Raw genomic sequence first — 24,864 nt, 5'->3', positions numbered from 1 at the left:
GCGCCGGGTCTGACGCTACGCCAGGGGACCGGTTTTGGCCGGCAGCAGGTAGTCGACGAACCAGTCCCGGGCGAGGATGGCGGCAGCCGCCAGCGTACCGGGTTCCTCAAACAGATGCGTGGCGCCCTGGACGACGGCCAACTGGTTGGGGCAGCGCATCATGGACTTCGCCTTGCGGTTGAGCTCCAGGACCTCGTGGTCGGAGCTGCCCACGATGAGCAGCGTCGGCGCCCGGACGGCGGAGAGCCGGGGACCGGCCAGATCGGGTCGGCCGCCGCGGGAGACGACGGCGTCGACCCTTGCGGTCGGCTCCGAAGCGGCCCAGAGCGCAGCCCCGGCACCCGTGCTGGCTCCGAAATAGCCAACGGGGCTGGAAGCCGTATCCCGCCGCGAGACGAGCCAGTCCGTAGCCGAGGACAGCCGGCGGGCCAGCAGTTCGATATCAAAAACGTTGGCCCGGTTCCGTTCCTCCGCCGGCGTCAACAGGTCCAGCAGCAGTGTGCCGAGCCCGCCCTGTTGGAGCACCCCGGCCACATACCTGTTCCGGGGGCTGTGGCGGCTGCTGCCGCTGCCATGCGCGAACAACACGATGCCCCGGGCAGGGACCGGCAAATGCAGCTGGCCCTGGAGCCGTACCCCTCGCGACGGGATCTCGATTTCCTCGTCAATCTCCGCGGGGGCGTCCGCGCCGGCCGCGGCCGGTTTCCGGGACGCAGGCGGCGAGTTCCCCAGGCGCTTGGCCGCGGCGTCGAGTAGCTTCACCACCTCGTCGTCCTCGGTGGGCGAAAAATCCCGGTAGTGGTAGCCGACCGCGGAAAACTGGTGCGGTGTAGCGAGGCAGACCACCTCGTCGGGCTCGGTGAGGCTGCCGAGGGTGTCGGTCGGCGCCACCGGTACCGCCATGATCACCCTCGCTGCGCCAAGCTGCCGGGCGACCCGGCAGGCGACCCTGGCCGTAGATCCGGTGGCGATTCCGTCGTCGACGATCACGGCGATACGCCCGGTGAGGTCTTGGCGGGTCCTGCCTTTCCGGAACCGGAGCACCCGGTTCTCCAGCACGGCGCGCTCGTGGTCCTCAACAGCCTGCAACTCCATGTCGCTGACCCGGGCATGGGCGAGTACGCGTTCTTCCAGCACCCGGGCGCCGCCTTCCCCGATGGCGCCCATGGCGAGCTCGGGCTGGTAAGGAAGTCCGAGTTTCCGCACGACGATCACGTCCAGGGGCGCATCGAGGGCGGCGGCGACTTCGAAGGCGACGGGGACGCCGCCGCGCGGCAGGCCCAGGACCACTATGTCCTGGCCCCGCAGTTCCGCGAGCCGCCGTCCCAGTTGCCGCCCGGCGTCGACCCTGTCTTCGAAGATGCTCATCGGTTTGGCTTTCCAATCGAGATACCGGCCGTGGCCTCCATCCAGGCGTGCGCTCCGCAGGCTGGGAAATTGACCAGTTCGCCGTTCCTCCCACTATCTGTCAGGAACCCGGGGGATGTGAGGGCCTTTATGCCCGGTTTGACCTGCGCCCCCGGCGCGGTCCGCGGTGGGGGCGCAGTGGTCCGGTCTTGGCGGTGCTAAACCGCGCAGCACGGCGCGCGATGTGGTGGGCGCGGCCGCGGCGGCGCGCCCCCGCAGGCGGGGCCGGGACCCGCTGCTGCGCGGCCCGGGCATAGAACCAGAGTTTGGCTATTTCAACCAGCACCAAATACACGGCGGCCATCCCCAACAGGGCGAGGAAGAACGGGACGGGCAGCGGATCGAAGCCAAGCACACCGGCCAGCGGCGAGAGCGGAAGGTAGATACCGAGGGCCATGACGCCCAGGGACGCGCCGATCAGGCCCAGCGACGGCCTGCTGCGAAAGAAAGGCACGCGTCGGGTCCGAATGACGAAGATGATGAGCGTCTGCGTGACGATGGACTCGATGAACCAGCCGGCCCGGAATTCCCCTGGAACGGCGTCGAAGACGAACAGCATCAGGGCGAACGTGGCGAAATCGAACAGTGAGCTGATCGGGCCGAACACGAACATAAAGCGCCGGATGAAACCGATGTCCCAGTGCGATGGTGCCAGGAGCTGTTCCTTGTCCACCCGGTCCCCCGGGATGGCGAGCTGGCCGGCGTCGTACAAAAGGTTGTTCAGCAGGATCTGTCCCGGCAGCATCGGCAGGAAGCTCAGCACCACGGAGGCCGTGGCGGCGCTGAACATGTTGCCGAAGTTGCTGGAAGTGCCCATCAGGACATATTTGATGGTGTTCGCGAAAATCCGCCGTCCTTCCATCACGCCTTCGGCCAGGACGCCCAGATCCTTGTCCAGCAGCACGACGTCGGCGGCGTCCTTGGCGACGTCGGTGGCGCTGTCGACGGAAACACCGATGTCCGCGGCGTGCAGCGCCAGCGCGTCGTTCACGCCGTCGCCCATGAACCCTACGGACCTTCCGCTCTGCCGCAGGAGCCTGATGATCCGCGCCTTCTGTTCGGGCGAGACGCGTGCGAAGATGCTGGCCTCGCGGGCCGCGGCGGCCAGTTCCGGATCGGACATGGCCTCGACTGCGGCGCCTGTAAGTGTCCCGCCGGAGAGTACGCCGAGCTCTTCGCAGACCTTTTCTGCCACCTTGGGATTGTCTCCCGTGGCGATCTTGACCGTAATGCCGAGCTCCTCAAGCCGGTCCAGGGAGGCGCGGACGTTGGGCTTGGGCCGGTCCAGGAAGATGAGGAAGCCGGCGAGGACCAGGCCGCGTTCGTCGGCCGGGCCGATGACTGTCGCGCCATCGGCCGCCCGGGTGGCGACGGCAACAACCCGGGATCCGGCGTCGAACTGTTGGTCCAGCATCGCCTGCACGCCGGCAGGGGTGGGCCCGCAGAGCGCCAAAACGTCTTCGGGAGACCCCTTGGTGATGATGCGGGGCCCGGCTCCCGCGTCGGTGACGAGCACGCTGGTCCTCCGCCGCAGATGGTCGAAGTCGATAACGTCGAGGCGCCGATACCGGTCCGGGGGGAAGGCGGCCGCACCGGCGGAGGCCCACAGCGCGGCGTCCAACGGATTTAGGCCCACCGGGGACCCCTGGGATTCGGCGTAGTCCGCTTCCGTGGCGAGGAGCCCCAGGGTCAGCAGTTCATCGGCGGAGACGCCGGGGCCGGCGGGCAGGGCGGCAGTGAAGCTGATCTTGCCCTCCGTCAGCGTCCCGGTCTTGTCAGTCACCAGGACGTCCATGTCGCCGAGGTCCTCAATGCAGACCAGCCGTTTGACCAGGACTTTGCGCTTGGCCAGCTGCCGCGTTCCGGTCGCCAGGCTCGTGCTGACGATGGCGGGCAGCAGCTGCGGCGTGATTCCGACGGCGATCGCGAGTGAGAACAGCAGCGACTCGATGACGGGCCGCTGCAGCAAGAGGTTGGCGATGAAGATCAGGGACGTGAGGCCCACCGCGACCTGGAGCAGCAGGTAGGAGAACCGCTGCAGGCCCAGCTGGAACTCTGTCTGGGGCTGGCGCTCGCCGAGGCCCAATGCGATCCGGCCAAATTCGGCCCGCCCGCCGGTGGAGACCACCACACCGGTGCAGCTGCCGCCCTGAATCACCGTCCCCATGAACAGGCAGGATGTCAGGTCCCCCAGCGCCGCCGTCCCAGGCACCGGGGCGGAGTCTTTGCCGACCGGCATGGACTCCCCGGTCAGGATGCTCTCATCGCAGAGCAGGTCCTTGGAACTTAGCAGCCGCACGTCGGCGGGGATGATCGCACCGATGGCCAGGTGTACGACGTCGCCGGGCACCAGTGCGGTGACGTTCACTTCCACGGGCGTTCCGTCACGGACCACCACGGCACGGTGGGTGACACGGGAGTGCAGCGCCTCCGCGGCACGTTCCGCCCTGAATTCGTTGCTGAACCCGAGTCCGACGCTGACCAGCAGGATGACACCGATGACGATCGAGTTCGTGGCGTCACCGAGGAAGAGCGAGAGACCGGCTGTAGCGAGCAGCAGGATCAGGATGGGGCTGCGCAGCTGCCGGCCCAGGACCGACCATCCGCTGGCCTGGTGGGTTCGTACCGCGTTAGGCCCCACTTCAAGGAGCCGTTGGGCGGCCTCGCTGCTGCTCAGTCCTTCCACGCTCGACCCCAGCCGCTCGAGGACCTCGTTCGCGGGCCGGTGGGCGGCGTCGGCGATCGCGAGGAGGAGGGAGCGCGGTTCCCGGGTATCGAGCTCTGGCACGGAGTTTCCAATCGAACTACGAGTTATGTCTTAGGGTACGTCCGCGAGCTTGTACGGCGGTTGCTCCACCTTGGCCGTCCCGTTCAGTGGCACCAGATCCGGCTGTATATAATTTCCCGGTACGGTTTTGCAGCGAGCCGTTGGATTGTTCTTCGATCCGGCTCTCTGCCGTCCCCCACCGCTTTGCGGCTGGAGGCGCGCTGCCCGTCCGGATCGTGTTGACCTGAGTGAAACGGCACGACGAGATAGTGGTTAGCGAATCAACCGCAACTTCAACCGACCAGCACCTGCATGAACTGGTGCTCAACAGCTCCGACGTCGAGGAGTTCCTGCGCGAACTGGCTCGCGTTTCCGCGCGCAGCCTCTCGGAACCCGGCGACGAGGTCCTTTGCGGAATCACGCTCTTCCGGCACCGGAAGGCTGCAACTGTTGCCAGCAGCAGCGCGGCAGCCCAGGCCATGGATGAAATCCAGTACGCCTTCGGCGACGGCCCGTGTGTGACGGCGTCCCGGGAACAGGAAACCGTTCACATCCCGGAGGTGGAGGACTGCGCCCGGTGGCCGCAATACGCCGCCACGGTCCGGGGCCACGGCGTGCGTTCCATCCTGGCCGTGCCTTTCCTGCTTGACGGTGACACCCGCGCGGCCCTCAATCTTTACTCGCATCGGCCGGGCCGGTTCGACGGCCGGGCGCTGGAACTGGCCCGGGACTTCGTGAGCCAGACCTCTCTGGCGCTGCGGCTGGCGGTGCGTTTTGCGCATTACAGCGACACTGCGGCGAACCTCAAGGCCACGCTGGAGAGCAGGACCAGCATCGATGTTGCAGTGGGCATCATCATGGCGCAGAACCGTTGCAGCCAGGCCGAGGCGTTCGAGCTGCTCAAGTCGGCCTCAAGTGCGCGCAACATCAAGCTGAACGTGGTGGCTGCGGGGCTCGTGGAGTCGCTTGGCCAGGGTCCCATCCACACGCACTTCGACGTCTAGGCCGGGAACCCGGGAGGCGGGGCGGGAGCTCCGGCGGGTTCTTCGGCGGCCACCTCCAGGATGGTGCGGATTGTGTCCTCGTGGGCCAATATCCGGAAGTGGCCGGCAGTGTCCAGCTGGATATTCCGTGCGCCCGGCAGAACACTGCCTTCAGGGATGTGCGGGTCGAAGTTGCCGTACACCGAGGTGATGCGTTCGTTGACGCGCTCCTCGCGGGAGAGCTGCATGGTCACGGCACTCCGTGGCGAGAAGGCGCGCAGGCTCGGCAGCAGCATGAACGAGGCGTAGCGCGAGCCTGAGAACGGCGAGCAGACCGCCACCATGCCGGCGATCCGGCGTTCCGGGTCCAGCTGCATCATCACGAACTTGCCGATCAACCCGCCTTTGCTGTGGGCGACGATCATTGCGTTGGTCAGGTCACGATCCCGGATGTAGCCGGCGATCAGATCCGCGGCCTTGGGCACGGCGAGCCGGTTCCGGTGCAGCAGCGCGAGCACATGCACCGGATGGCCGGCCTCGTGCAGCCGCCGGACCAGCGGCAGCATGAAGCGCCAGTCCTCGTAGACTCCGGGAATCACGACGACGGGCCGGCCCGCGCCGCTGAGGAAATGCTCAGGCTTGGTCCGCGACGCGGCGCCGACGATCTGCCGCCCCGCGGCGTAGAGGTAGTCCTGGACCCACCAGCGGGCAGCCTGAAGCACCCCGCTCATGCCGGATTCTCCCGCAAAGTTTCCTTGGCCGTTGCGTGGGTCCCCGCGAAGCCCAGGATCGCTTCAGCCACTTCTGCGGCGCGGTTGTGCTGCAGCACGTGGCCGGTGCCCTGGATTTCGACCAGCCTCGCCTGGGCAGCCCGCGCGGCCAACCGGCGGCACCAGTCCGCGGACGCGACCGGGTCGTTGGCGCCCCGCAGCACAAGGACCGGCGCCGCAATTGAAGCGACCCGCTCCTCGGTGTGGTAATCCATCATGACGCGCAGGGTCTTCAGATACCAGCTTGGGCCGCAGCGGAGGTAGTCCGTGAAGACGAGGGCGTTCGAGGAGGGGCTTTCGAAGAAGAGGCTGTCACGGCCCAGTGCCAGGGCTTGCTGCAGGACGGAGCGGCGTTTTGAATCGACCACCGGCCCCATCAGGACCAGCTGGGACACCCGGTCAGGCTGCTGCAGTGCTGCCTCGACCGCGAACTGGCTTCCCATCGAGTGCCCGACGAGCACAAACTCGAGGACTCCGAGCTGTTCCAGGGCGCCAAGGATGTAGGTGGCGTGGTCAGCGACCGAGAGAGCGTGGGCGGGCCTTGGAGTCGCGCCGAACCCGGGCAAGTCGATCGAGTAGGTGTCGCCGGTTTCCGCCAGCCGCCCGTGCAACCTTCGGAAGTAACGGTGTGAAACGCCGATTCCGTGGATGAGGACGACGGCGGGCCGTGCGGGCAAGGGGCCGGCTGGGCCCCTTGAGACAAAAACGTGGCCGAGCTGGCCTGCGGCCTCAATCTCGAAGCGGTCGGGCCTGCTCATTGTGTGCTCTTTTCTGTTCAGCGCTTTCTGTACGCCGCCGGGCAGCGTCTAGTAAGCATACTGACAGATTCCGCCGGTCAGTCTGCGCGCTTGTCCCGCTCGCTGAACTCCTCGTCCAGGTCGTAGTGCCTGAACTCGGTCTCCGGGTTCGGTTCACCCTCCACCACGTACTCGTAGTCCAGCTGGCGCTGGACCTGGCTGTCGAGGACCTGCAACTCCGTGTCTTCCACCTTGCTGAGGTCCTCGGGGAACTCGTCCTCGGGCGTGAGGTGGAGCTTCTCGTTCATGGCATGCCTCTCCGGGCCGGGAGGGTGGACTCGAAGAAGATGCGGTGTCCCGACCGATTTCAGGATAACCGCGTCCCCGGCAGGAGGGGAATACAGCGGAAGGGCGTGGGCGCCAGTCGCCGGAAGTCTCATCGACGTGCATTCCCCGCGGCCAAGACCCGTGGAGGCCCACGCCTCCGCCAGTGCCAGTGACGCCAGAAAGCGACAGGCCCGGCGGAGGAACGGGACGAATGGACCGCTTGGGACGTCCCTAGCCCTGGCCCGGCTCCGGTCCGACGTTGACCAGCCAGTCGGTGCCGAACTTGTCCGTGCACATGCCGAAGATGTCTCCCCAGGGCGCCTTCTCCATCGGCACCGTAACGCTCCCGCCGTCGGCGAGCTTGTCGAAGTAGCCGCGCAGCTCGGCCTCGTCGGAACCGCTGAGGGACACGGAGATGCTGGTGCCGGGCGTGTAGTCCATGCCGTTGGGAGTGTCCGCTCCCATCAGCACCATGCCCTTCTCGGTGGTCAGCATGGCGTGCATGATCTTGTCCTGCTCGGCGGGGTCTTCGCTGGCGTGGTATTCACCGAAAGTGCTGAGGTTCAGTTCACCGCCGAACACGGAGTGGTAATAAGTCATGGCTTCTTTGGCGTTGTCGCGGAAGCTCAAGTACGGGTTAAGCGTGGTCATATCCGGGACTCCTTGCAGCTGGGGCGCCGGCCAAGGTGCCATGTTGCGGGCGCGGCCGGCGCACTTTTACATGGCACATCCTGCCCCAAATCAACCGATTAGGATAGGCGCCGCCGCCGGTTCCCGGCCCCTGGCACGGTCCCCCTGCGTGGCACTGCCCCTCAGGCCGTCTGTCCGGCGTGCTCGCCCTCTGCGATCTCTTCCAGCAGCTTGTCGTTAAATGCGGGGAGATCGTGCGGGTTCCGGCTGGTCACCAGGCCCTGGTCCACCACCACCTCCTGGTCACTCCAGTTGGCTCCGGCGTTCTTCAGGTCGGTCTGGAGGGTGTGGTAGGACGTGACATTCCGGCCGGTGATGACGCCGGCGTCGATCAGCAGCCAGGGGCCATGGCATATCGAGGCCACCGGCTTGTGCTGCTCGAAGAACGCACGGGTGAAGGCCTGGGCATCCTTGTCGGCGCGGAGGTGGTCCGCATTGACGACGCCGCCGGGGATCACCAGCGAATGGAAGTCGGCGGCGTTAGCGTAGGCGACGGTGATGTCGACGTCGAACTTCTGCCCCTTTTCGGTGCCGTCGAAGCCTTGAAGCTTGCCGCTCTTGGGCGCCACGAGGGTGGGCTCGCCGCCGGCTTCCTTCACGGCGTTCCAGGGGCTGGTCAGTTCCACCTGCTCCACGCCGTCCGTGAGCAGGAACGCGACTTTCTTACCGGCAATATTGTGCTGTGACATGGGTCCTCCTCTGGTGCCCGGGGAGGTCAACACCGCCGCTGAACGGCCGGCGCCCTCCACTCGGAGAGTTTGATGCCTTACGGAGTCAACTCTAGGAAGCCATGAAATAATAAGCAAGCTGATTATTTCATGGCCCCTCCCCGGTTATTCATCCTCTGGCCAGCGGATCACGGCCTCGCTAGTCTGGCGGTAGGACTGCTACCCGAAAAGAAGGCCGTCATGGACGAACAACACATCCTGGAGCGAATTTCGGCGCTGGTGGAAGAGGAGCAGACGCTCCGCGAAAAGGCGCCGTCCTCCTCGCCGGACTATGAACACAGTCCGGAGCACGCCCGGTTGAAGCGGATCGAAGAGGATCTGGACCAGTGCTGGGACCTCTTGAGGCAGCGCCGGGCCAAGCTGCAGTACGGCGAAAACCCTGATGACGCGGAGCCCCGCCCCGTCGAGCAGGTGGAAAACTACGAGTCCTGAGCTCCTGCATGCCGGTGCCGGACTGGACCGTGACGCCGCCTGCAGGCCCGCGGTGCGCCGCGTGTCAGGGACCGGCGTCGGGCTCATTGCCTTCACCGACAACCAGCCGGACTGGGAAGCGGGCCGCGGGCCAGACGTCTTCTACGTGCCGGCGGTAGCCAGCGACCGCAGGGTGACGGAGCTGCTGGAGCTGGTCCGGCGGACGAAGGCCCGCATGGAACTCCTGATCGCCCCGGCAGATCGCGGAACGGATGCGGCGGCTAAGCCGGCATCTCGGGACCGCGAGCAGCCGGGACGCCGCGGGCGGGTTCCTGGAGATTCCGCTCGCCGTCGAGGACTGAAGTGCCGCTCCGAACCGGCTGGACGGTCCCGATTTCCCGGTTCACGGCCGGCATGATCTCGGTGGCCAGCAGCTCGATGGACCGGGCGGTCTCGGTAAACGGCAGGCCGCCAAGGCCGATCTGGGCCATGTAGCGGCTGGTGCCGAGCGTGTTCTGAATTTCCAGCAGTTTTTCGATGACCTGCTGCGGGCTGCCCACCAGCAGGCCGCCGCCGGGTTCGGCCCAGTCATCGAAGGTGGAGCGCGGAAAATGGTCCACCGGGCGCGGCATATTCTGTTCAAAATAGGCCCGGTAATAGGGGTAGAAAGTGTCGCGTGCCTGCTGCGAGGTGGGCGCCACGTAGAAGTGACCGCCGGCCCCCACCTGCAGGGCGCCGGCGTCGTGTCCGGCGTCGGCGGCCGACTGGCGGTAGAGCTCCACCAGCCGGCGGAACCGGGCGGGTCCGGACAGCAGGGCAACGAACAGGGGAAGACCCAAACGTCCCGCCCGCGCGAAGCTGGCGGGAGTGCCGCCGACGCCGACCCACACCGGAAGCCTGCCCTGGACCGGGCGCGGCGCGATGTCCATCCCGGGAATGCTCTGGGTCAGCGTCCCCTGCCAGGTCACGGCGGCATTGTCCCGCAATTCCAGGAGCAGCTGCAGCTTCTCTTCGAACAGGGCGTCGTAGTCTTCCAGTTCGTGGCCGAACAGCGGGTAGGACTCGATGAAGGCGCCCCGGCCGGCGATGATCTCCGCGCGCCCGTCGGAGATCAGGTCCAGGGTGGCGAACTGCTCGAAGAGCCGCACCGGGTCCTGGGTGGAGAGCACCGTGACGGCTGTGCTGAGCCGCAGCGTCGTGGTTTCCCTGGCGATGGCCGCCAGGACGATCTCGGGGGCTGACAGAGCGAAGTCGCGCCGGTGATGCTCGCCGAGGCCCAGGAACCCCAAGCCCGCCTGATCCGCCAGTTTGGCGAGCTCAATGATCTCCTTCAGGCGCTGCTGCGGGGACAGCGCTTTGCCGGTGCGGAGGTTGCGGGAGAGCTCGCCGAAAGTGAAGATACCAAAGTCCATATTTTATTGAACATTCAACTTTGCTGTTTTGTTCCGGCGGCGAAACCGGCAGCGAGGTCGACGCGGCGGCCGTCCAGGCGCCGCCGTCGACCCGCTGGGGTGTGCAGTTTCCGATCAGCCGATTGGTTCGGGCATGCGGTCCACAATGTAGCTGGCATCAACACTTGCCCCGGCGGCGGGATCGGTCATTTCCACCTTCCAGCTCCGTGCAAACTGGTCAACACCGGCATTCATCGCAACAGTGCCGGAGATCAGCACAGTGCCGGGCTGCTTGAGTCCGCGCTCAGCCAGGACATCCAGCCAGTAGTCGGGGGTGAGGAGTGCCCCCAGCGTACTGTCCTGGATAAGTGTGTCGGGTTCATCGCCCGCGCCGACCCACCCCTTCAGCGTGATTTGATCCAGGCGGCCCCGCACATCGTCGAGCCGCCAGGCCTTGCGGCCCAGCACGTCCGGGCTGGCATTCTTGCTCCAGGCAACGCCGTGGACTTCAAGTTCGCGGTCGGTATGGTCGCATGCCACCGTCAGCAGGACATCATCCTCGGTGATCACCATCGCCCACTCCGCTTCGCCGGAAGTCCGGGCGTGCTGTACGCGGACCTCGGAGGTCTGCTGGGCGAGGTACGGCGATAYGGGATACAGCGCCGGCGTCGTGGTGGGCCCGGGGACACCCAGGAGCGCCAATTCTTCAATATGGGCCTGGACTTCGTCCTGCTCGCGGCCCGCGTATCCCGCGTTCAGGAGATGCCGGACCTCGACGTTGCGGGTACTTCCATCGGGTAGTTCGAAGCTCAACGTAACCATGCGAGCACGTCCTTTGCTTGTTGGGGCTGGGAAAATTTACAAACCGGAAACCAGAAACAGTCGCCAATGTACATCCAGTATGCGTAATGTATACATTTAATGCCAGCGTGACAGGCATCACTTCGTAACTTTGTGGAGGAACAGTATGGGCAACGCCCCAACCACGACGTCCGGAACAGCAGCGCAGCCGGACGCGCCGATTCGCCCCAAGGGGCTGTACAAGGCCTTTGCCGCCAGCCTGACCGGCACGGCACTTGAATGGTACGACTTCGCCGTCTACTCAGCGGCGGCCGCCGTCGTCTTCCCGATCATCTTCTTCCCGTCCTCGGACCCGCTGACGGGCACCATTCTGGCGTTCTCCACCTACGCTGTGGGCTACATTTCGCGCCCGATCGGCGGCATCATCTTTGGCCGCCTCGGCGATCGAATCGGCCGCAAGAAGGTCCTGGTCACCACACTGATGATCATCGGCGTCGCCACCGTGCTGATCGGCCTCCTGCCGGGCTACGCCAGCATCGGCATCGTTGCGCCAATTATCCTGGTACTCCTCCGCTTCGCCCAGGGCGTCGGCGTCGGCGGCGAATGGGGTGGCGCCGTCCTGCTCTCGAGCGAGTACGGCGACCCGAAACGGCGGGGCTTCTGGGCCTCGGCAGCACAGGTGGGCCCGCCCGCCGGCAACCTGCTGGCCAACGGTGCCCTCGCGATCCTTACCCTGATGCTCTCGGAAGAGCAGTTCCTCAGCTTCGGCTGGCGCATTGCCTTCCTGATGTCCGCGGTGCTCGTCGGCTTCGGTCTATGGATCCGGCTCAAGCTCGAGGACACTCCGATCTTCAAGGCGATTGAGGCCCACGGCGAACAGCCCTCTGCTCCCATCCGCGAAGTGTTCAGCAAGGAACTGCGCCCGCTGGTCGCCGCCACCCTCTGCCGGGTTGGCCCCGATGTGGTCTACGCACTGTTCACTGTTTTCACCCTCACCTACGGCATCCAGGTGCTGGGTTATCAGCGCAGCCAGGTTCTGACTGCGGTCCTGATCGGGTCCGCGTTCCAGCTGTTCATGATCCCGCTGGCCGGCGCCGTCTCGGACCGCTTCAATCGGCGGCTTGTCTACGGAACAGCAGCCGTGCTCGGAGCCGTCTGGGCTTTCGTGTTCTTTGTCGTACTCGGCGGAAAGAACGAGCCGATGCTGATCATCGGGATTGTGCTGGGCCTGATGACCCACTCCTTCATGTACGGGCCCCAGGCCGCCTTCATCGTGGAGCAGTTCTCTCCCCGGCTGCGCTCCACCGGCAGCTCCCTGGCCTACACCTTTGCCGGCGTGATCGGCGGAGCCGTCGCCCCGCTGATGTTCACCCTGCTGCTGTCCCAGTTCGGCACGTGGATTCCGGTGGCCATCTACGTCGCCGTTGCAGTTGCGGTGACCCTGGTCGGGCTCGCGCTCGGCCGGAACCCCAACACCACGGAGGACGAGGAGTACCGAGTGATGCTGGACGGCCCCGCCACAAGCCGCGAAGATGCCGGCGTGGCCGTCAAGGGCTAGGTGCGCAGCAGGAGGTCCCGCGTGACAGCGAGGTGACGGTCTATCGCCTCCTGGGCCATGGCCGCATCGCCGGACACCAGGGCATCGAGGATGCTCTGGTGTTCGGCACAAACGTCATGGCGCCGGCCGGAAGTCCGGAACAGTGCCGAAACGCCCACGAGGATTTGGCGGACGTGGAGCTTGCTGTAGGTGCTGGAGATCAACTCATTGCCCGCCGCATCGATGAGCTGCTGATGGAAGAGGGTGTCCAGCCTGATGAATTCGCGCGCAGCCTCGGGCGCCAACGTGTCTGGCAGCGCAGCCTGCAAATCCAAGGTTTCCTGCATTTCCTGAACGGGCACAGCGCCCTCCGCAATGACCAGCCGGGCTGCGTGGCTTTCCAGGACACCGCGGAGTTCCATCAGTTCTGAGATCTCCCGGCCGGTGACGACGGGTACGTACGCGCCGCGCTGGGGAATCAGCTCGACGAGGCCGTCCGAGACCAGCAGCAGCAGTGCCTCGCGGACGGGCGTGCGAGACACCCCGATCTCGGCCGCAAGTTCCTGCTCGTTGAGGAACTTGCCTTGCATTTCAGGATCGATGAGGACGTTCTCGCGCAGGTAGGTGTACGCCTTCTCCCGACCGGAAGCGGTCGTCCCTGACATTTTTCGCATACATTATGTATACAACAGACTGGAGTAAACCCATGCGTCTAGCAGTGGCCCAAATCATTTCAGGTGCCGATCCGGACCTGAACCTGGACCTCATCCGAGAATACGCCGCCCGCGCCGCGGATGCCCGCGCCGAGCTGGTCGTGTTTCCCGAGGCAACGATGTGCGCCTTCGGAAATGACCTCAACGCAGTGGCCGAACCACTGGACGGCCCGTGGGCGGAATCGGTGCGCGGCATCTCGGCAGAGCTCGGAATCACGATCGTGGCTGGCATGTTCACCCCCGGCCAGGGCGCCCGGGTAAGGAACACGCTGCTGGTTACCGGGCCCGGAATCGAATCGGCCTACGACAAGATCCATCTTTTTGATGCCTTCGGCTTTGCGGAGTCCGACTCCGTCGACGCCGGCGTGTCCCCGGTGACGTTCGAGGTCGGCGGAACGGTCTTCGGCCTGGCCACCTGCTACGACGTCCGTTTCCCGGCGCTCTTCGCCGCGAACGCCCGTGCCGGCGCCCACGTGAACATCGTGTGCGCCTCCTGGGGAGCAGGTGTTGGCAAGGCGGACCAGTGGGACCTCCTGGTCCGTGCCCGCGCAGTAGACAGCACGTCTTTTGTCGTCGCCTGCGGCCAGGCGGATCCGGCGAGTGTCGGCGCGCCCTCGGCCGGCACAGCCCCCACCGGCATCGGCCGCAGCGCAGTGGTCTCGCCACTCGGCGTGGCGCTGGCAACCATGGGCAGCGAACCGGAGTTGGCAGTCATCGATATCGATACGGCCGACATCCCGCACGTACGGGCCAAACTTCCCGTCTTGGCCAATGCGAGAAGCTTCTGATCCGGACACCGTGGCCAGCTGCGACGGCAGCGAGGTCGACGACGGCGGCGCGCCCCGCCGTCGTCGTCGGCGTCCCGGCCCGGAACCTGAGACAAGGACCTAACGGAGTTGTAACCCGGAGTTAACGCGGTGGTGCCAAACTGGTCACGGACCCAGATCGAGACTGACACCTCCCTGCACGGCAACCCTCCAAGGAGCAGCAGACATGACCAGTCCAGAGCACGATCCTCCCAGCGGCCCCAAAATCCACGAGCAAAGCCAGTTCCGGCCCGACCTGAGCAGCCTGCATGTCCGCGAGGACGTCGCGGTTACCGGCCTCTGCGGCAACGTCCATCTCCCGACGGGCCGGACCTGCGACCTGCGCGAGCGGCACAAGGGATCCTGCCACTTCGTGGGTCCCGAGGACGCGGAAAACTTGGCGGCGCGCTAGGCAGCAGTGCCACCGCAGCCGGAACTGGCTGCCGGGCAAGGACCGAGCGTACGCTCGCGGTGTGGACATCGTGGAATTCCTGTCCGAACGCATCAGCGAGGACGAGGCCGTGGCGCGGACCCTCCTTGGCGACCGGACCGTCTCGAAATCCGGAGCCTGGTACGAACAGCGGCTGCTGCTCGAATGCGAGGCCAAGCGGCGCCTGATCCGCATCGTGGAAGTCGCCCGGCAGGCGGCCCTCGCAGCGTTGGTCAGCGGGACGGAACCGGACGCGGGCTGGATCCCGGAGTCGCTGGAGTGGATGGAACAGTCGCTGAATGCCCTTGCCCTCCCCTACTACGACCACCCGGACTTCGACCAGGACTGGTTACGCGCCTAGGAGTATTGGCGCCATACACCTAGGCTGCCGGCCGCCCAAGAATTTCCAAAGGTCCGTGTGCAATATCCAATCGCTGGCCTAAGCTAAGAGCGGGGGGCGCTCATTAGCGAAGACGCTTAGTGGAGGCCATTATGTTCAGCTACGTCCGCCGTCCGGGATCAGCACGACTACCAGCGCCAACAGCCGCGGAGCCACCCCGTGATCCCGGGAGCGCCGCTCCCCCGCCTAAAGCCAGGCAACGGTTCCGGCGGATCGTCGGCGGTCTCGCAGCACTGACCCTGGCCCTGGCCGGAGTGTTCGTTGCGGCCCTCCCCTCGACCGGTGCCGAACAGGAACAAAAATACATTGTGGTGCTGAAGGACGGCCTGGCTGATGCCGGCACCGCCGCCGCGGCCCAGCAGAGCAGCTATGGCCTTACCGTTTCCACGGTCTATCGTGACGCCGTGACCGGGTACGCCGCCACGATGACGCCCTCCGTCGCGGCCCGCCTCGCTGCAGATCCAAGCGTGGATTTCATCACCGTGGCCAGGGAGTTCGAGACGCCCAAGGACGCCACGCCGAGCACGCAGGTGGCGCCACTCTGGTGGCTGAGGATGGGCGGCACTCTCCCCGACGACCAGCAACAGTGGGGCCGGGGCTCCGTAGACGTCAACGTGGCTGTGATCGACAGCGGCATCGACGCCAGCCACCCGGACCTCAATGTGCGCGGCGGCATTGACTGCTCGACCGGCTCGCCGGTCAAGGTCACCTCCACTGACGACGTCGGGCACGGGACATTGGTGGCCGGGGTGATCGGCGCAAAGGACAACAATCTGGGCGTGATCGGTACGGCGCCCGGAACCCCGCTGTGGTCTGTGCGCGTTGTTGATGACACCGGCGTAATCACGGAGGAAATGCTCATCTGCGCCATCGACTGGGTGACCGCGACGCGCAAGGACGGGAATCCGGACAACGACATCCAGGTGGCCAACATCAGCATCGGCGGACCGGGCACCGAGACCCCCAACTGCGGCAAGGGAACGGATCCGATGCACTACGCCATCTGCCGCTCCGTCAAGGCGGGAGTCGCCTACGCCGTAGCGGCTGGAAACTCCGGCCAAGACATCGCCGATTTTGTCCCGGCCACCTACGACGAAGTGCTGACCGCCACGGCGATCGCGGACTTCGACGGTAAGCCCGATGGCCTCGCAGCGCCGATCTGCGGGCCCGACGACTGGTCGAAACGGGGCCAGTTGGATGACCACCCTGCGTTCTTCTCTAACTACGCCAGCGCATCCGAGGACCGGGAACACACCGTGGCCGCCCCCGGAGTCTGCATTACCTCGACGGTGCCGGGCGGGTATGGGGTGGCCCACGGGACCAGTTTCGCGAGCCCCGCCGTCGCCGGTTCGCTGGCTCTGTGCATCAGCGAGGGAGCATGTGAGGGCTCGGGCAAGGAACTGATGGCCCAATTCCAGGAGCTCACAGCCGACTACAACAAGAACCACCGGGACTTCGGCTTCGAGGGCGACCCCCTCCGTCCGATCAAGGGGAAGTTCTACGGTTACCTGGCCCAGATCGCCAAATACTGACGCGCGGGACCGGCGCGGGCCGCGGACGGGCGCGGCCAGCCGAGCTGCAGCAGCGGGCTAGGAGCCCGGCCGGATCCGCCGCCACCATCGGCGGCGGATTTCCGGTCCCTGCAACGCTTCCTGCTCAACGGCGAGCGCCGCGCGGCGTTCCCGCCAGCGCCGGAGTTCGGCCTCGACGTCGCGGGTCTTGGTGACAACTGGCGGTCCACCCTGCAGTTGCCGACGGGCTTCGACAACCCGCGCGTTGAAGTCGTCCAGGAGCTCACGGATCTGGTTCTCGGAGTGCAGCTCGTCGATCCGTGCGTCAAGGCCGGCATCTTCGGTGCGGAGCAGGATCGCCGGGGGACCCATTCCGGTGATGCTTTCGCGCTGGAGCAGTCCCTTGACCCACCAGTCAGGGTCGTAGTTCTCGCCCAGGCCGGGGATGGGTTTGCCGGCGTACTTCAAGTGATCGAACTTTCCCTGCGCCATGGCATCGCGGATCAGATATTCGGCCCGGGCGGCGTCGTCGAACTTTGCACGCAGTTCCCGTTCCTTCGCGTCGGCGGCGGCCAGCTCTTCCTCTTCCTGCACCGTCATTCCGCTGATCCGGAGCACGCGGAGTTCGGCCGCGCGCTCCACGCGGCGCCGGAACGCCCCGCCCGATTCGCCGCTCATCGTTCCCCTCCCCTTTCCGGCCGCAAAAGCACCCTTCCAGTATGCGAACCAAACTCCATGCAGCCAAGGGAGTGCCCCCGCGGGGCCGGATGACGCCGTCGCCGAGTCCCGGCTTTCAGGAAGGTCAGAGCGTCGGCAGGACCTGCTCGCGGACCTGTTTGCGGAGGATTTTGCCGAGCATCGAGCGGGGCATGTCAGGGATGGCGACGATCCGTTTGGGGACCTTATAGCCGGCCAGGTGCTCGCGGCAGTGCTCGCGGAGGGCGTCCTCATCCAGCGTGCTGCCCGGTTCGGGTTCGACGGCGGCGACCACCATCTCGCCGCCCCGTTCGAGTGGCTTTCCGACGACGGCCGCGTCCTTGACGTCCTTGTGCAGCCGCAGCACCGTCTCCACCTCCGTGGGCGAGACGTTGAAGCCGCCCGTGATGATGAGTTCCTTGGCCCGGTCCACGATGGTGGTGAATCCGTCACCGTCCACGGTCACCACATCGCCGGTCCGCAGCCAGCCGTCAGCGGTCAGGGTCTTGGCACTTTCCTCAGGGTTGTTCCAGTAGCCCTGGAATACCTGCGGGCCCTTCAGCAGCAGCTCACCCGGCTGGCCCGGCGGGACCTCCACGGCGGGATCGTCGACGTCGACGACCTTCATGAGGGTCGAAGGGAACGGCACCCCGATAGTGCCGTTGCGGCGGGTGGGGTGGAAGGGGTTTCCCAGCGCGACCGGCGAGGACTCGGTCATGCCGTAACCCTCCACGAGCAGCCCGCCGGAGACCGACTCCCACAGTTCCACCACATGGTCCGGCAGGTTCATGGCGCCGGAGATGCAGTATTTGCACGACCGGAGCGAGATGCCTTTTTCTTTGGCGGCCATGGCGGTGCGTTCGTAGATCGGCGGGACCGCGCAGTAGACCGTGGCGGGCGATTTCTTCATGGCGTCCAGCACGAGGTCCGGATCGAACCTGGGGAAGAGCACCAGAAGGCCCTGCTTGCGGATCCCGTAGGTGAGGTAGAGCGTCATGCCGAAGGCATGGAACATCGGCAGGATCGCGTAGAAGATTTCCTTGCGGTACTCGGCGCCCTGCATCCAGGCCTCGCCCTGCAGGGCGTTGGAGTACAGGTTGAAGTGGGTGAGCATGGCGCCCTTGGGACGGCCGGTGGTTCCCGAGGTGTACTGGATCGCGGCGAGGTCATCCACCGAGGGGCGGGGGTGTTCCGGGTCGATCCGGCCATGCCCCAGGAGAGCCTTCCACGGGGTCGTTCCCGGGGCGGGACCGGTCAGCGCTTCGCGGGACGCCCGCAGCTTCTTGACCGGCAGGCGCAGGGCAAGGCGCTTGACGGCGGGGAACGCCTCGAGGAGGTTGACCGAAACAACGTGGTCGATCTCGACGTCGGACGGGAAGTCCCGTACGGCCGACGCAGCCTTGTCCCAGGCGATGACAACGCGGGCCTGGTGGTCCTCGAACTGGTGGCGGAGTTCCCGGGACGTGTACAGCGGATTATGTTCGACGACGACGGCGCCGAGGCGCAGTACCGCGTAGAAGGCGACGACGTGCTGCGGGCAGTTCGGCAGGATCAGCGCTACCCGGTCGCCGGCGCGGACTCCCAGTCGGCGCAGGCCCTCGGCCGCCCGTTCGACCTGTTCGCCGAGTTCGGCATAGCTGGTGCGGCGGCCGAAGAACTCCAGTGCGGGGGCCGTGCCGGCCTCGGCCACGGAACGCTCCAGCATGTCCACAAGCGACTCGGTGGGCAGTTCAATCCGGGCCGGGACGCCCGGCTGATAGTTCTTCACCCAAGGCTGCTGGTCCGTGTTCTCCATGGTCACATCTTGCCGTGAACCTTCTTCCCGCAGCGAATTTCCGGTTCCTCCGCCTGGGAATGGCAATCTGGTTTGGGCCCTCGTGACCCCGGACAGCAACGACCAGCCTTGTGTTTGCCTGGGTGCGTAATTAGGCTCGGGCGCGAACCGCGGCTCCTAGGGCAAGCGGTTGGACCGCCTGATGCCCTGCCCGCCATAGCGCCTGATCGCCCCGATGGCTCACAAAACCGGAGGAAAGATGACGACCGACCCCCCGTCCCAGGATCGAAGCTTCACTCTTACCCGAATCCTCGCTGCATCGCGGCATGCGGTGTTCACAGCTTGGACTGATCCTGCGCACCTTGCTTGGTTTTACAACCCTGCCATGCCGACGCCTGCCACGCCCATAGAGGTCGACCTCCGCGTTGGGGGTACCTGGAAACAGATGATGATCGTCAATGACGGCCTAAGCTACCCCACCGGGGGAATCTACCTGGAGATCGTTCCCGACGAACGCCTCATCTTCCGCTGGGGAGCAGTTGGAGGCTGGCCCGAACTCGACGGCGAGAACGAACTGACAGCCCCTGTGGTCACGGTGCAGTTCAACGACACAGGCTCGAAAACGGCGCTCATCCTTACAGTCGAGTTCTCGGAGTCCCTTGACGTCGAAGAGGTGCAAAAGCTGATACTCGGCGGCTGTCAGGAGGGCTGGGGCGCCACCATCGACCGGGTCAAGGACAGCACCGCCCTAACCCCGATGGCCGGTGGGGGCATGGCGGGACCCCAGAGCGACGCCCAATTGCTCGCCCAGCTGGCGAGGGGGCGGGAACATGTTCTCCGAGCAGTCGACGGCCTCGACGACGATGATATGGGACGAGCTTTGGTCCCGTCCGGCTGGACGATGACGCAGCTGCTCAACCATCTGGCCTTCGACGACGAGATGTTCTGGATATCGGCTGTTCTCGGTGGGGATGACAGGGCGATCGCCGAACTTCACAACGGCTGGGCGTCGAAGCCGATGACCGGTGCCGACGCGATGGACATCTACAAGCGCGAAATCGCTAGAAGTGACGAGGTCCTGGCGGAGATCGATTTGGATGCCCCTCCCCGGTGGTGGCCCCCGGCCAGCGTGTTCGACGCGCCGCCGATGTCCGATGGGCGTGAGGTCCTGTTCCGGGTGCTCGCTGAGACTTCCGTCCACGCGGGCCACCTCGACATCGCCCGGGAGCTGATCGACGGACATCAGAATCTCGTGGTGGATTAGTTCCGGCTTCCGCCCCCTGATGGTTCGCTGGGCCGCGGGCGCTGAACGCAGTCAGGATGGCCCGGAAATATCTTCCCGTCAGGTGTCCTTTTCGTGTCATCCCGTTCGTCGTGGTGGTGTATCAGCCAAGAAGAAGGAGTCATCGTGGAGTACATGCTTTTCATCTGCACCGATCCGACAGCGCCCGCATATGTGGCCGCCGAGGACAACATTGTCGAATGGGGTGCTGAAATGGAAGCCCGCGGCGTTATCCGCATGGCGACAGGCTGCGACCTGTCGAAGACGCAACCACGGTCGCGGTACGCGGCGGCGAGGTGATGGTTTCGGATGGGCCGTTCGCCGAGACAAAGGAATGGATCGCCGGCTATGACATCATCGCCTGCGCCGATCTCGATGAGGCTATCGAGGTGGTGTCCAAACACCCCATGGCCCGGTTCGGCAAGATCGAGATCAGGCCCGTGTGGCCGCTCGGCGAGCAGTCGTAGGCCCGGCGGCCGGGGTGACGGAACTGACAGGCGTGCGGGCCGCCGTCGAAGCCGCGTCCGCCGCTGAGGCAGCACGAATCACGGCAACCCTCATCCGCGTGACGGGCGACTGGAGCCTGGCCGAGGACAGTGTGCAGGATGCGTTCGCCAAGGCCCTCATCGATTGGCCGGAGCATGGCGTTCCCAGGAATCCCGGGGCCTGGCTGACAACGGTGGCCAAAAACAGGGCGATCGACCGCATGCGGAGCGCGGCCACCGAAAAGAGGGCCGTGGGTGAACTCGCGATCCTCACCGAGCTCGAAAAACTGGACGACGAGACAGGCACAGCAACGGCTGCCGAGGATGACCGGCTCCGGCTAATTCACACCTGTTGCCACCCTGCCCTGCCTCTCGCTGCCCGGGTGGCGCTGACCTTGCGCACTGTCGCGGGGCTGACGACCGGTGAGATCGCCCGCGCGTTTCTCGTCCCTGAAGCAACAATGTCCAAGCGGCTAGTCCGGGCCCGAGCGAAGATACGCGATGCTGGGATCCCGTACCGCGTGCCGCCGCCAGAGTTGATATCTGAACGCACCGCCGGAATCCTTGCCGTGCTGTATCTGATGTTCAACGAAGGATATTCGGCCACCGGTGGCGGCACATTGATCCGCGAGCCTCTGGCCAGGGAAGCGATCCGCCTCACCCGGTTGCTGGTTGGCTTGCTCAACGGCTCCCCGCAGGAACCCGAGGCTCTGGCTCTGCTGGCCCTCATGCTGTTTCACCACGGCCGGCGCCGGACCCGGACGGACGCCGCCGTGGACCTGGTACCGCTTGAGGACCAGGACCGCCGGGCATGGGATCAGGCTGCGACTGTTGAAGCCGTGACGCTGCTCGCGACCGCCGATCGTCTGGGCATTTCGCTGAGATCCCGGCCCGGAAGCTACCGTATCCAGGCCGCCATTGCGGCGTGCCACATGACCGCCGTTGATTCCGGCAGCACCGACTTCGCCCGGGTGGCAGTCCTGTACGGGGCGCTTGCCCAGATTGCGCCGTCGCCGGTGGTGGAGCTAAACCGGGCCGTCGCTGTCGCGATGTCCCAAGGACCGGAAGCTGGCCTTGCCCTCATCGAAGAGCTGGAACGGACACGGACACTCGAGGGGTACTACCTCCTGCCGGCCGCGAAAGCTGACCTGCTGCGACGTCTGGGGAGGAAAACTGAGGCCAGCTGCGAGTATCAGCGGGCCCGGGACCTCGCCCCAACGGAGGTCGAGCAGCGCTACCTCTCAAAACGCCTGGCCGAGACGAGCCCTGCATCCTCACCCGAAGCCAACCGGAACAAAACCACGCCGCCAACCGCAAACGGGGAAAAATGAAACACCTATTGCTGATCCCAATCAACGTCGACAAATGGAACGCACTCTCCGCTTCCGAGATCGAGGCGATCATGCGGGCTCACACGGCATTGCAGCAGGAACTCAGGGCAACGGGTGAGTTCCTGGCAGCTCATGAGCTCGCTGAAGAGGCAACGTTCGTCCGAAACAACGGCACCGCGCTCACCGTGACCGACGGCCCATTCATGGAGACGAAAGAGATCGTGGCCGGCTATTACATCGTGGATTGTGTTGACCTGGACCGCGCGGTAGAAATTGCCGGCAAGCTCGGCGAAGCGAGACTATGGCCGATCGAGGTGCGCCGAATCGACCCGTGACAACTCCGGCACCCTAAGCCCCCGCGGTTGCCGTCACAAACCGATTCCGGCACCAATCAGGTGGCTTCCCTCCAGGGCGGGACGCTAACGGGGACAGGAGTTGAGCGGGACAGCAGCGATCCGGAGCCGTGGGCGATCCGGCGTCCGTAGAGATACCCTGCGGCCGTGGTCGCCAGGACGGACACGCAGGCGCCCGCCCGGCGCAAACCGTCGGGGTCGGCGCCCCGGCCCCAAGCCGCCAGTGCGGAAAAGACCGCTCGGGGCAGGACGCTGCGCACGTAGCGCCGCTCGGGGCCCAATGCCCGCTTGTGTCCCACGATGTGGCTGACCTGGGCTTTGGACAAACCCTCCGACCAGGAACGCTCCAGCATGTACCGGAACGTCCCCCGCTGGACCGGCACATGGTGATGCACCAGCGCTGCCGGCTCGTACACAATGCGGGAGCCCGGGGAGCCAACAGCCGCCCGGATGCAGATTTCGGTCTCTTCGCATCCCATCGGTTTCGTGCCTTGGCGTCCAAGAGAGAGATCAAAGCCGCCAACCTGCTGGAGCACCTGGAGCCGGAAGGACATGTTGGCGCCGATGACATTGCGAACTTCGGAGGCCACCTTGGGCATGCCGCGGTGGCTGCAGCCGACGATCCAATCCAGTTCATGGCCGAAGTGGCCGGGCCGGCCGCCTTCCCAAGCCGGCTCGACCTTCCCGCCAACCGCCAGGACGTCGGAGTCGTCGTAGAGCGCCGTCAGCTTTTCGAGCCAGTCCGGGGCTGCCACTGCGTCGTCGTCCAAGAACGCCACGATCTCCGAAGTTGCCAGGCCTACGCCTGTGTTCCGCGCCCCGGAAAGCCCCTGGAGCCCGGTGCTCTCCACGAGGGTGACGTCCTGAACGGCAGCCACCAGCCGCTTGTACAGGTCCTCGTTGTGGTCCACCACTACGATTACCTGCTTCGGTTGAAGCGTCTGGGCGTGGACTGAGTCAATGACGTCCATCAGTAGTTCCCAGCGCTGCTCCGTGTAGGAACAGATAACAACGGAAGCTGTGGGCCGGAAATTGAAGTCGAGCACCTTAGGCTCCTTCCGCCACGGTGAGCACGCTGTGCGGATCCGTGGGTGTGCGGGCAAACCGGACGTTCGGGTAGGTGTACTTGACCCGCCGGAGGGCTTCGGGCCTTGCCCCCGCGGTCGGCGCCTCCCACGAGGTGCATTCCCGTGCCAGGGTGCGGAGGACCCGCCATCCGTCGCGGAAAGTCTGCAGGTTCGAAACGCCGGAGATGCGGTCAAGTTCGAAGCTCGGCACTTCCGCGATGCGGAGGCCTGCGCGGGCGGCCCTGACAATCAGCTCCGTCTCGATCTCAAAGCCGTCCGACTCCAACTCGAGGACCTCCAGGCATTCCCGGCGAAGCGCAATGTAGCCGTAGCAAAGGTCCGAGTAGTTGCTTCTCAGAACCGTGTTCGCCAACCCGGTCAGGACCCGGTTCCCGGTGTTCCGCAGCCAGGTGAGGTCCTCCGACCCGCCCCCGGTTACGTAGCGCGAGCCTTTGACGAAGTCGTAGTCATGCTGGAGTGGAGAAACGAACCAGCCGATTTCCTGCGGATCCATGCTCCCGTCCGCGTCGAGCATCACGATGATGTCTCCCGACGCCGCTGCGAAGCCGGCACGGACGGCGATGCCCTTGCCTTTGCGGGGTTCCGCCACCACAACGACGTCGACCCGCAGTGCGCGGGCGACGTCAATGGTGTGGTCATGGGAGCGACCGTCCACAATGACCACTTCATCCACATATGAAGGCATGCGCCGCAGAACCCAGGGCAAATTCATTTCTTCGTTAAGAGTCGGAATAACCACACTCACCGAAGCCCTGGGCGAGGCGGCGATTTGCTCGGCCGGCGAATTAGGGACCATATTTGGAATAGACAAAAGCCTCACCACCTTATGAAATTTCCGGACCTCGATGGTCTGGCCATCTGCGAATGAGAACCTAGTGGACGAATTCAAGACATCCGTCGAAATATCAGCAACCCCAACCCCACTTGCCACTGACTGTGGCCTTGCCTAGAGCCTAAAGTTCACCCAAAGTTGTGTCACGAGTGGCTGGTACTTGGTTGTTTGTTCCACTCGATGCGCGACCCGCATGCCTCTACTTGGGTCTCCGTGGCGACCTACTCGGGAACTACGACTCGCTCTTCAGCGGTGTACTCGGTCAGCAAAAAGGGTGCCCATATTCGTTGAGTTTCAGCACTTTTGCCCTGCCAATGGACCCGTAAGCAGCTCGGCTGGAAACGCCCAGAGCCAGCGCACGCCAGCCAAAGCAGACCCGCCGGAGGCCGCGCGTACAGGGGGAATCGGGATTCTGAGTGCAGTGCCGCTGACATCTGGGGGCCATATCGAGGATTCCATAACAGTTCCTTCTCTGCCAGGAAAAGACAGAAGAACTACCCAAATATAGAAAAGGAGATCTGCTCACTTCCGCAAAGAGTGGTGCGCATTGCTCCGGCCGGAAAGCTTCTTCAAGCACGCCATGGAAACGGTAATTAGATGCATAAAAGGAACGG

General features: G+C 65.3%; 26 protein-coding genes. 12 read left to right on the top strand and 14 right to left on the bottom strand.

What is annotated here, in order from left to right:
* Nucleotides 1–15: 15 nt before the first annotated feature.
* Both AB4Y67_RS11915 and mgtA read right to left on the bottom strand, forming a co-directional pair.
* Nucleotides 16–1,368, bottom strand: a complete 1,353-nt coding sequence (locus AB4Y67_RS11915) for a phosphoribosyltransferase family protein (RefSeq protein WP_441405983.1) — start codon at nucleotides 1,366–1,368, stop codon at nucleotides 16–18.
* A gap of 127 nt (nucleotides 1,369–1,495) precedes the next feature.
* A complete protein-coding gene (gene mgtA, locus AB4Y67_RS11910; protein ID WP_441405982.1) occupies nucleotides 1,496–4,195 on the bottom strand; it encodes a magnesium-translocating P-type ATPase in 2,700 nt (899 codons plus the stop codon).
* A gap of 248 nt (nucleotides 4,196–4,443) precedes the next feature.
* Here mgtA and AB4Y67_RS11905 point away from each other — a divergent pair, with 248 nt between their 5' ends.
* A complete protein-coding gene (locus AB4Y67_RS11905) occupies nucleotides 4,444–5,178 on the top strand; it encodes a GAF and ANTAR domain-containing protein (protein WP_441405981.1) in 735 nt (244 codons plus the stop codon).
* Here AB4Y67_RS11905 and AB4Y67_RS11900 read toward each other — a convergent pair.
* The 5 genes from AB4Y67_RS11900 to AB4Y67_RS11880 all read right to left on the bottom strand — a co-directional run bounded on the left by AB4Y67_RS11900 (nucleotide 5,175) and on the right by AB4Y67_RS11880 (nucleotide 8,370).
* Nucleotides 5,175–5,888 (bottom strand): esterase/lipase family protein, encoded by a 714-nt coding sequence (locus tag AB4Y67_RS11900; protein ID WP_441405980.1) that lies wholly within the window; start codon nucleotides 5,886–5,888, stop codon nucleotides 5,175–5,177. The two genes, AB4Y67_RS11905 and AB4Y67_RS11900, sit on opposite strands and share 4 nt — an antisense overlap.
* Entirely contained in the window at nucleotides 5,885–6,685 is an 801-nt protein-coding gene (locus AB4Y67_RS11895) for an alpha/beta fold hydrolase (RefSeq protein WP_441405979.1), read from the bottom strand. Before AB4Y67_RS11895 ends, AB4Y67_RS11900 begins: the two co-directional genes overlap by 4 nt.
* A 77-nt stretch (nucleotides 6,686–6,762) precedes the next feature.
* Nucleotides 6,763–6,972, bottom strand: a complete 210-nt coding sequence (locus AB4Y67_RS11890; RefSeq protein WP_441405978.1) for a hypothetical protein — start codon at nucleotides 6,970–6,972, stop codon at nucleotides 6,763–6,765.
* Nucleotides 6,973–7,222: 250 nt separating this feature from the next.
* A complete protein-coding gene (locus AB4Y67_RS11885; protein ID WP_441405977.1) occupies nucleotides 7,223–7,642 on the bottom strand; it encodes a VOC family protein in 420 nt (139 codons plus the stop codon).
* 161 nt (nucleotides 7,643–7,803) lie between these two features.
* Nucleotides 7,804–8,370 (bottom strand): type 1 glutamine amidotransferase domain-containing protein, encoded by a 567-nt coding sequence (locus tag AB4Y67_RS11880; protein WP_441405976.1) that lies wholly within the window; start codon nucleotides 8,368–8,370, stop codon nucleotides 7,804–7,806.
* 219 nt (nucleotides 8,371–8,589) lie between these two features.
* Here AB4Y67_RS11880 and AB4Y67_RS11875 point away from each other — a divergent pair, with 219 nt between their 5' ends.
* Nucleotides 8,590–8,841: a DUF2630 family protein gene (locus AB4Y67_RS11875; RefSeq protein ID WP_346924684.1), complete on the top strand. Its 252-nt coding sequence runs from the start codon at nucleotides 8,590–8,592 to the stop codon at nucleotides 8,839–8,841.
* Nucleotides 8,842–9,101: 260 nt separating this feature from the next.
* Here the strand turns inward: AB4Y67_RS11875 and AB4Y67_RS11870 are convergent, their stop codons facing one another.
* Together AB4Y67_RS11870 and AB4Y67_RS11865 are read right to left on the bottom strand one after the other, a co-directional pair.
* The gene (locus tag AB4Y67_RS11870) at nucleotides 9,102–10,232 is read right to left on the bottom strand and encodes an LLM class flavin-dependent oxidoreductase (RefSeq protein WP_441405975.1); all 1,131 of its coding nucleotides are present in this window, start codon (nucleotides 10,230–10,232) and stop codon (nucleotides 9,102–9,104) included.
* A 114-nt stretch (nucleotides 10,233–10,346) separates the two neighbouring features.
* Entirely contained in the window at nucleotides 10,347–11,033 is a 687-nt protein-coding gene (locus AB4Y67_RS11865; RefSeq protein WP_441405974.1) for a DUF2848 domain-containing protein, read from the bottom strand.
* A gap of 145 nt (nucleotides 11,034–11,178) precedes the next feature.
* On the opposite strand from AB4Y67_RS11865, the gene AB4Y67_RS11860 reads away from it, so the two are divergent.
* Nucleotides 11,179–12,570 carry an MFS transporter gene (locus tag AB4Y67_RS11860; RefSeq protein WP_441405973.1) on the top strand — a complete coding sequence of 464 codons (1,392 nt, stop codon included), beginning with the start codon at nucleotides 11,179–11,181 and terminating at the stop codon, nucleotides 12,568–12,570.
* Here AB4Y67_RS11860 and AB4Y67_RS11855 read toward each other — a convergent pair.
* A complete protein-coding gene (locus AB4Y67_RS11855; RefSeq protein ID WP_441405972.1) occupies nucleotides 12,567–13,223 on the bottom strand; it encodes a GntR family transcriptional regulator in 657 nt (218 codons plus the stop codon). The two genes, AB4Y67_RS11860 and AB4Y67_RS11855, sit on opposite strands and share 4 nt — an antisense overlap.
* A gap of 32 nt (nucleotides 13,224–13,255) precedes the next feature.
* On the opposite strand from AB4Y67_RS11855, the gene AB4Y67_RS11850 reads away from it, so the two are divergent.
* From AB4Y67_RS11850 to AB4Y67_RS11835, 4 genes are all read left to right on the top strand, one after another.
* Nucleotides 13,256–14,050: a carbon-nitrogen hydrolase family protein gene (locus AB4Y67_RS11850; protein ID WP_441405971.1), complete on the top strand. Its 795-nt coding sequence runs from the start codon at nucleotides 13,256–13,258 to the stop codon at nucleotides 14,048–14,050.
* Between the two features lie 205 nt (nucleotides 14,051–14,255).
* Nucleotides 14,256–14,480: a hypothetical protein gene (locus tag AB4Y67_RS11845; RefSeq protein WP_441405970.1), complete on the top strand. Its 225-nt coding sequence runs from the start codon at nucleotides 14,256–14,258 to the stop codon at nucleotides 14,478–14,480.
* Between the two features lie 61 nt (nucleotides 14,481–14,541).
* Complete coding sequence (locus tag AB4Y67_RS11840) at nucleotides 14,542–14,859, top strand: DUF6221 family protein (protein WP_441405969.1); 318 nt, start codon at nucleotides 14,542–14,544, stop codon at nucleotides 14,857–14,859.
* Nucleotides 14,860–14,978: 119 nt separating this feature from the next.
* The gene (locus AB4Y67_RS11835; RefSeq protein ID WP_441405968.1) at nucleotides 14,979–16,430 is read left to right on the top strand and encodes a S8 family peptidase; all 1,452 of its coding nucleotides are present in this window, start codon (nucleotides 14,979–14,981) and stop codon (nucleotides 16,428–16,430) included.
* 57 nt (nucleotides 16,431–16,487) lie between these two features.
* Here the strand turns inward: AB4Y67_RS11835 and AB4Y67_RS11830 are convergent, their stop codons facing one another.
* Both AB4Y67_RS11830 and AB4Y67_RS11825 read right to left on the bottom strand, forming a co-directional pair.
* Nucleotides 16,488–17,087, bottom strand: coding sequence for a J-domain-containing protein (locus AB4Y67_RS11830; protein ID WP_441405967.1), 600 nt, complete (start codon nucleotides 17,085–17,087; stop codon nucleotides 16,488–16,490).
* Between the two features lie 124 nt (nucleotides 17,088–17,211).
* The gene (locus AB4Y67_RS11825) at nucleotides 17,212–18,900 is read right to left on the bottom strand and encodes a long-chain-fatty-acid--CoA ligase (protein WP_441405966.1); all 1,689 of its coding nucleotides are present in this window, start codon (nucleotides 18,898–18,900) and stop codon (nucleotides 17,212–17,214) included.
* A 214-nt stretch (nucleotides 18,901–19,114) separates the two neighbouring features.
* Between AB4Y67_RS11825 and AB4Y67_RS11820 the strand changes: the two genes are divergently transcribed.
* From AB4Y67_RS11820 to AB4Y67_RS11800, 5 genes are all read left to right on the top strand, one after another.
* Nucleotides 19,115–20,143 carry a mycothiol transferase gene (locus AB4Y67_RS11820; RefSeq protein WP_441405965.1) on the top strand — a complete coding sequence of 343 codons (1,029 nt, stop codon included), beginning with the start codon at nucleotides 19,115–19,117 and terminating at the stop codon, nucleotides 20,141–20,143.
* A gap of 144 nt (nucleotides 20,144–20,287) precedes the next feature.
* On the top strand, nucleotides 20,288–20,461 hold the full coding sequence (locus AB4Y67_RS11815) for a hypothetical protein (RefSeq protein ID WP_441405964.1): 174 nt from the start codon (nucleotides 20,288–20,290) through the stop codon (nucleotides 20,459–20,461).
* The gene (locus AB4Y67_RS11810; protein ID WP_441405998.1) at nucleotides 20,461–20,628 is read left to right on the top strand and encodes a YciI family protein; all 168 of its coding nucleotides are present in this window, start codon (nucleotides 20,461–20,463) and stop codon (nucleotides 20,626–20,628) included. The genes AB4Y67_RS11815 and AB4Y67_RS11810 overlap by 1 nt, the downstream gene beginning before the upstream one ends.
* A 32-nt stretch (nucleotides 20,629–20,660) precedes the next feature.
* Nucleotides 20,661–21,977, top strand: coding sequence for an RNA polymerase sigma factor (locus AB4Y67_RS11805; RefSeq protein WP_441405963.1), 1,317 nt, complete (start codon nucleotides 20,661–20,663; stop codon nucleotides 21,975–21,977).
* A gap of 8 nt (nucleotides 21,978–21,985) precedes the next feature.
* A complete protein-coding gene (locus AB4Y67_RS11800; RefSeq protein ID WP_441405962.1) occupies nucleotides 21,986–22,312 on the top strand; it encodes a YciI family protein in 327 nt (108 codons plus the stop codon).
* Nucleotides 22,313–22,368: 56 nt separating this feature from the next.
* On the opposite strand, the gene AB4Y67_RS11795 is transcribed toward AB4Y67_RS11800, so the two are convergent.
* Together AB4Y67_RS11795 and AB4Y67_RS11790 are read right to left on the bottom strand one after the other, a co-directional pair.
* Nucleotides 22,369–23,376: a glycosyltransferase family 2 protein gene (locus AB4Y67_RS11795; protein WP_441405961.1), complete on the bottom strand. Its 1,008-nt coding sequence runs from the start codon at nucleotides 23,374–23,376 to the stop codon at nucleotides 22,369–22,371.
* Between the two features lies 1 nt (nucleotide 23,377).
* Nucleotides 23,378–24,214: a glycosyltransferase family 2 protein gene (locus AB4Y67_RS11790; protein WP_441405960.1), complete on the bottom strand. Its 837-nt coding sequence runs from the start codon at nucleotides 24,212–24,214 to the stop codon at nucleotides 23,378–23,380.
* Between the last annotated feature and the right edge of the window lie 650 nt (nucleotides 24,215–24,864).

The organism is Arthrobacter sp. YAF17, from assembly GCF_052113365.1.
Taxonomy (GTDB): Bacteria; Actinomycetota; Actinomycetes; order Actinomycetales; family Micrococcaceae; genus Arthrobacter.
The sequence above is the reverse complement of the archived record's forward strand: the minus strand, read 5'-3'. Positions and strand labels throughout refer to the sequence as shown.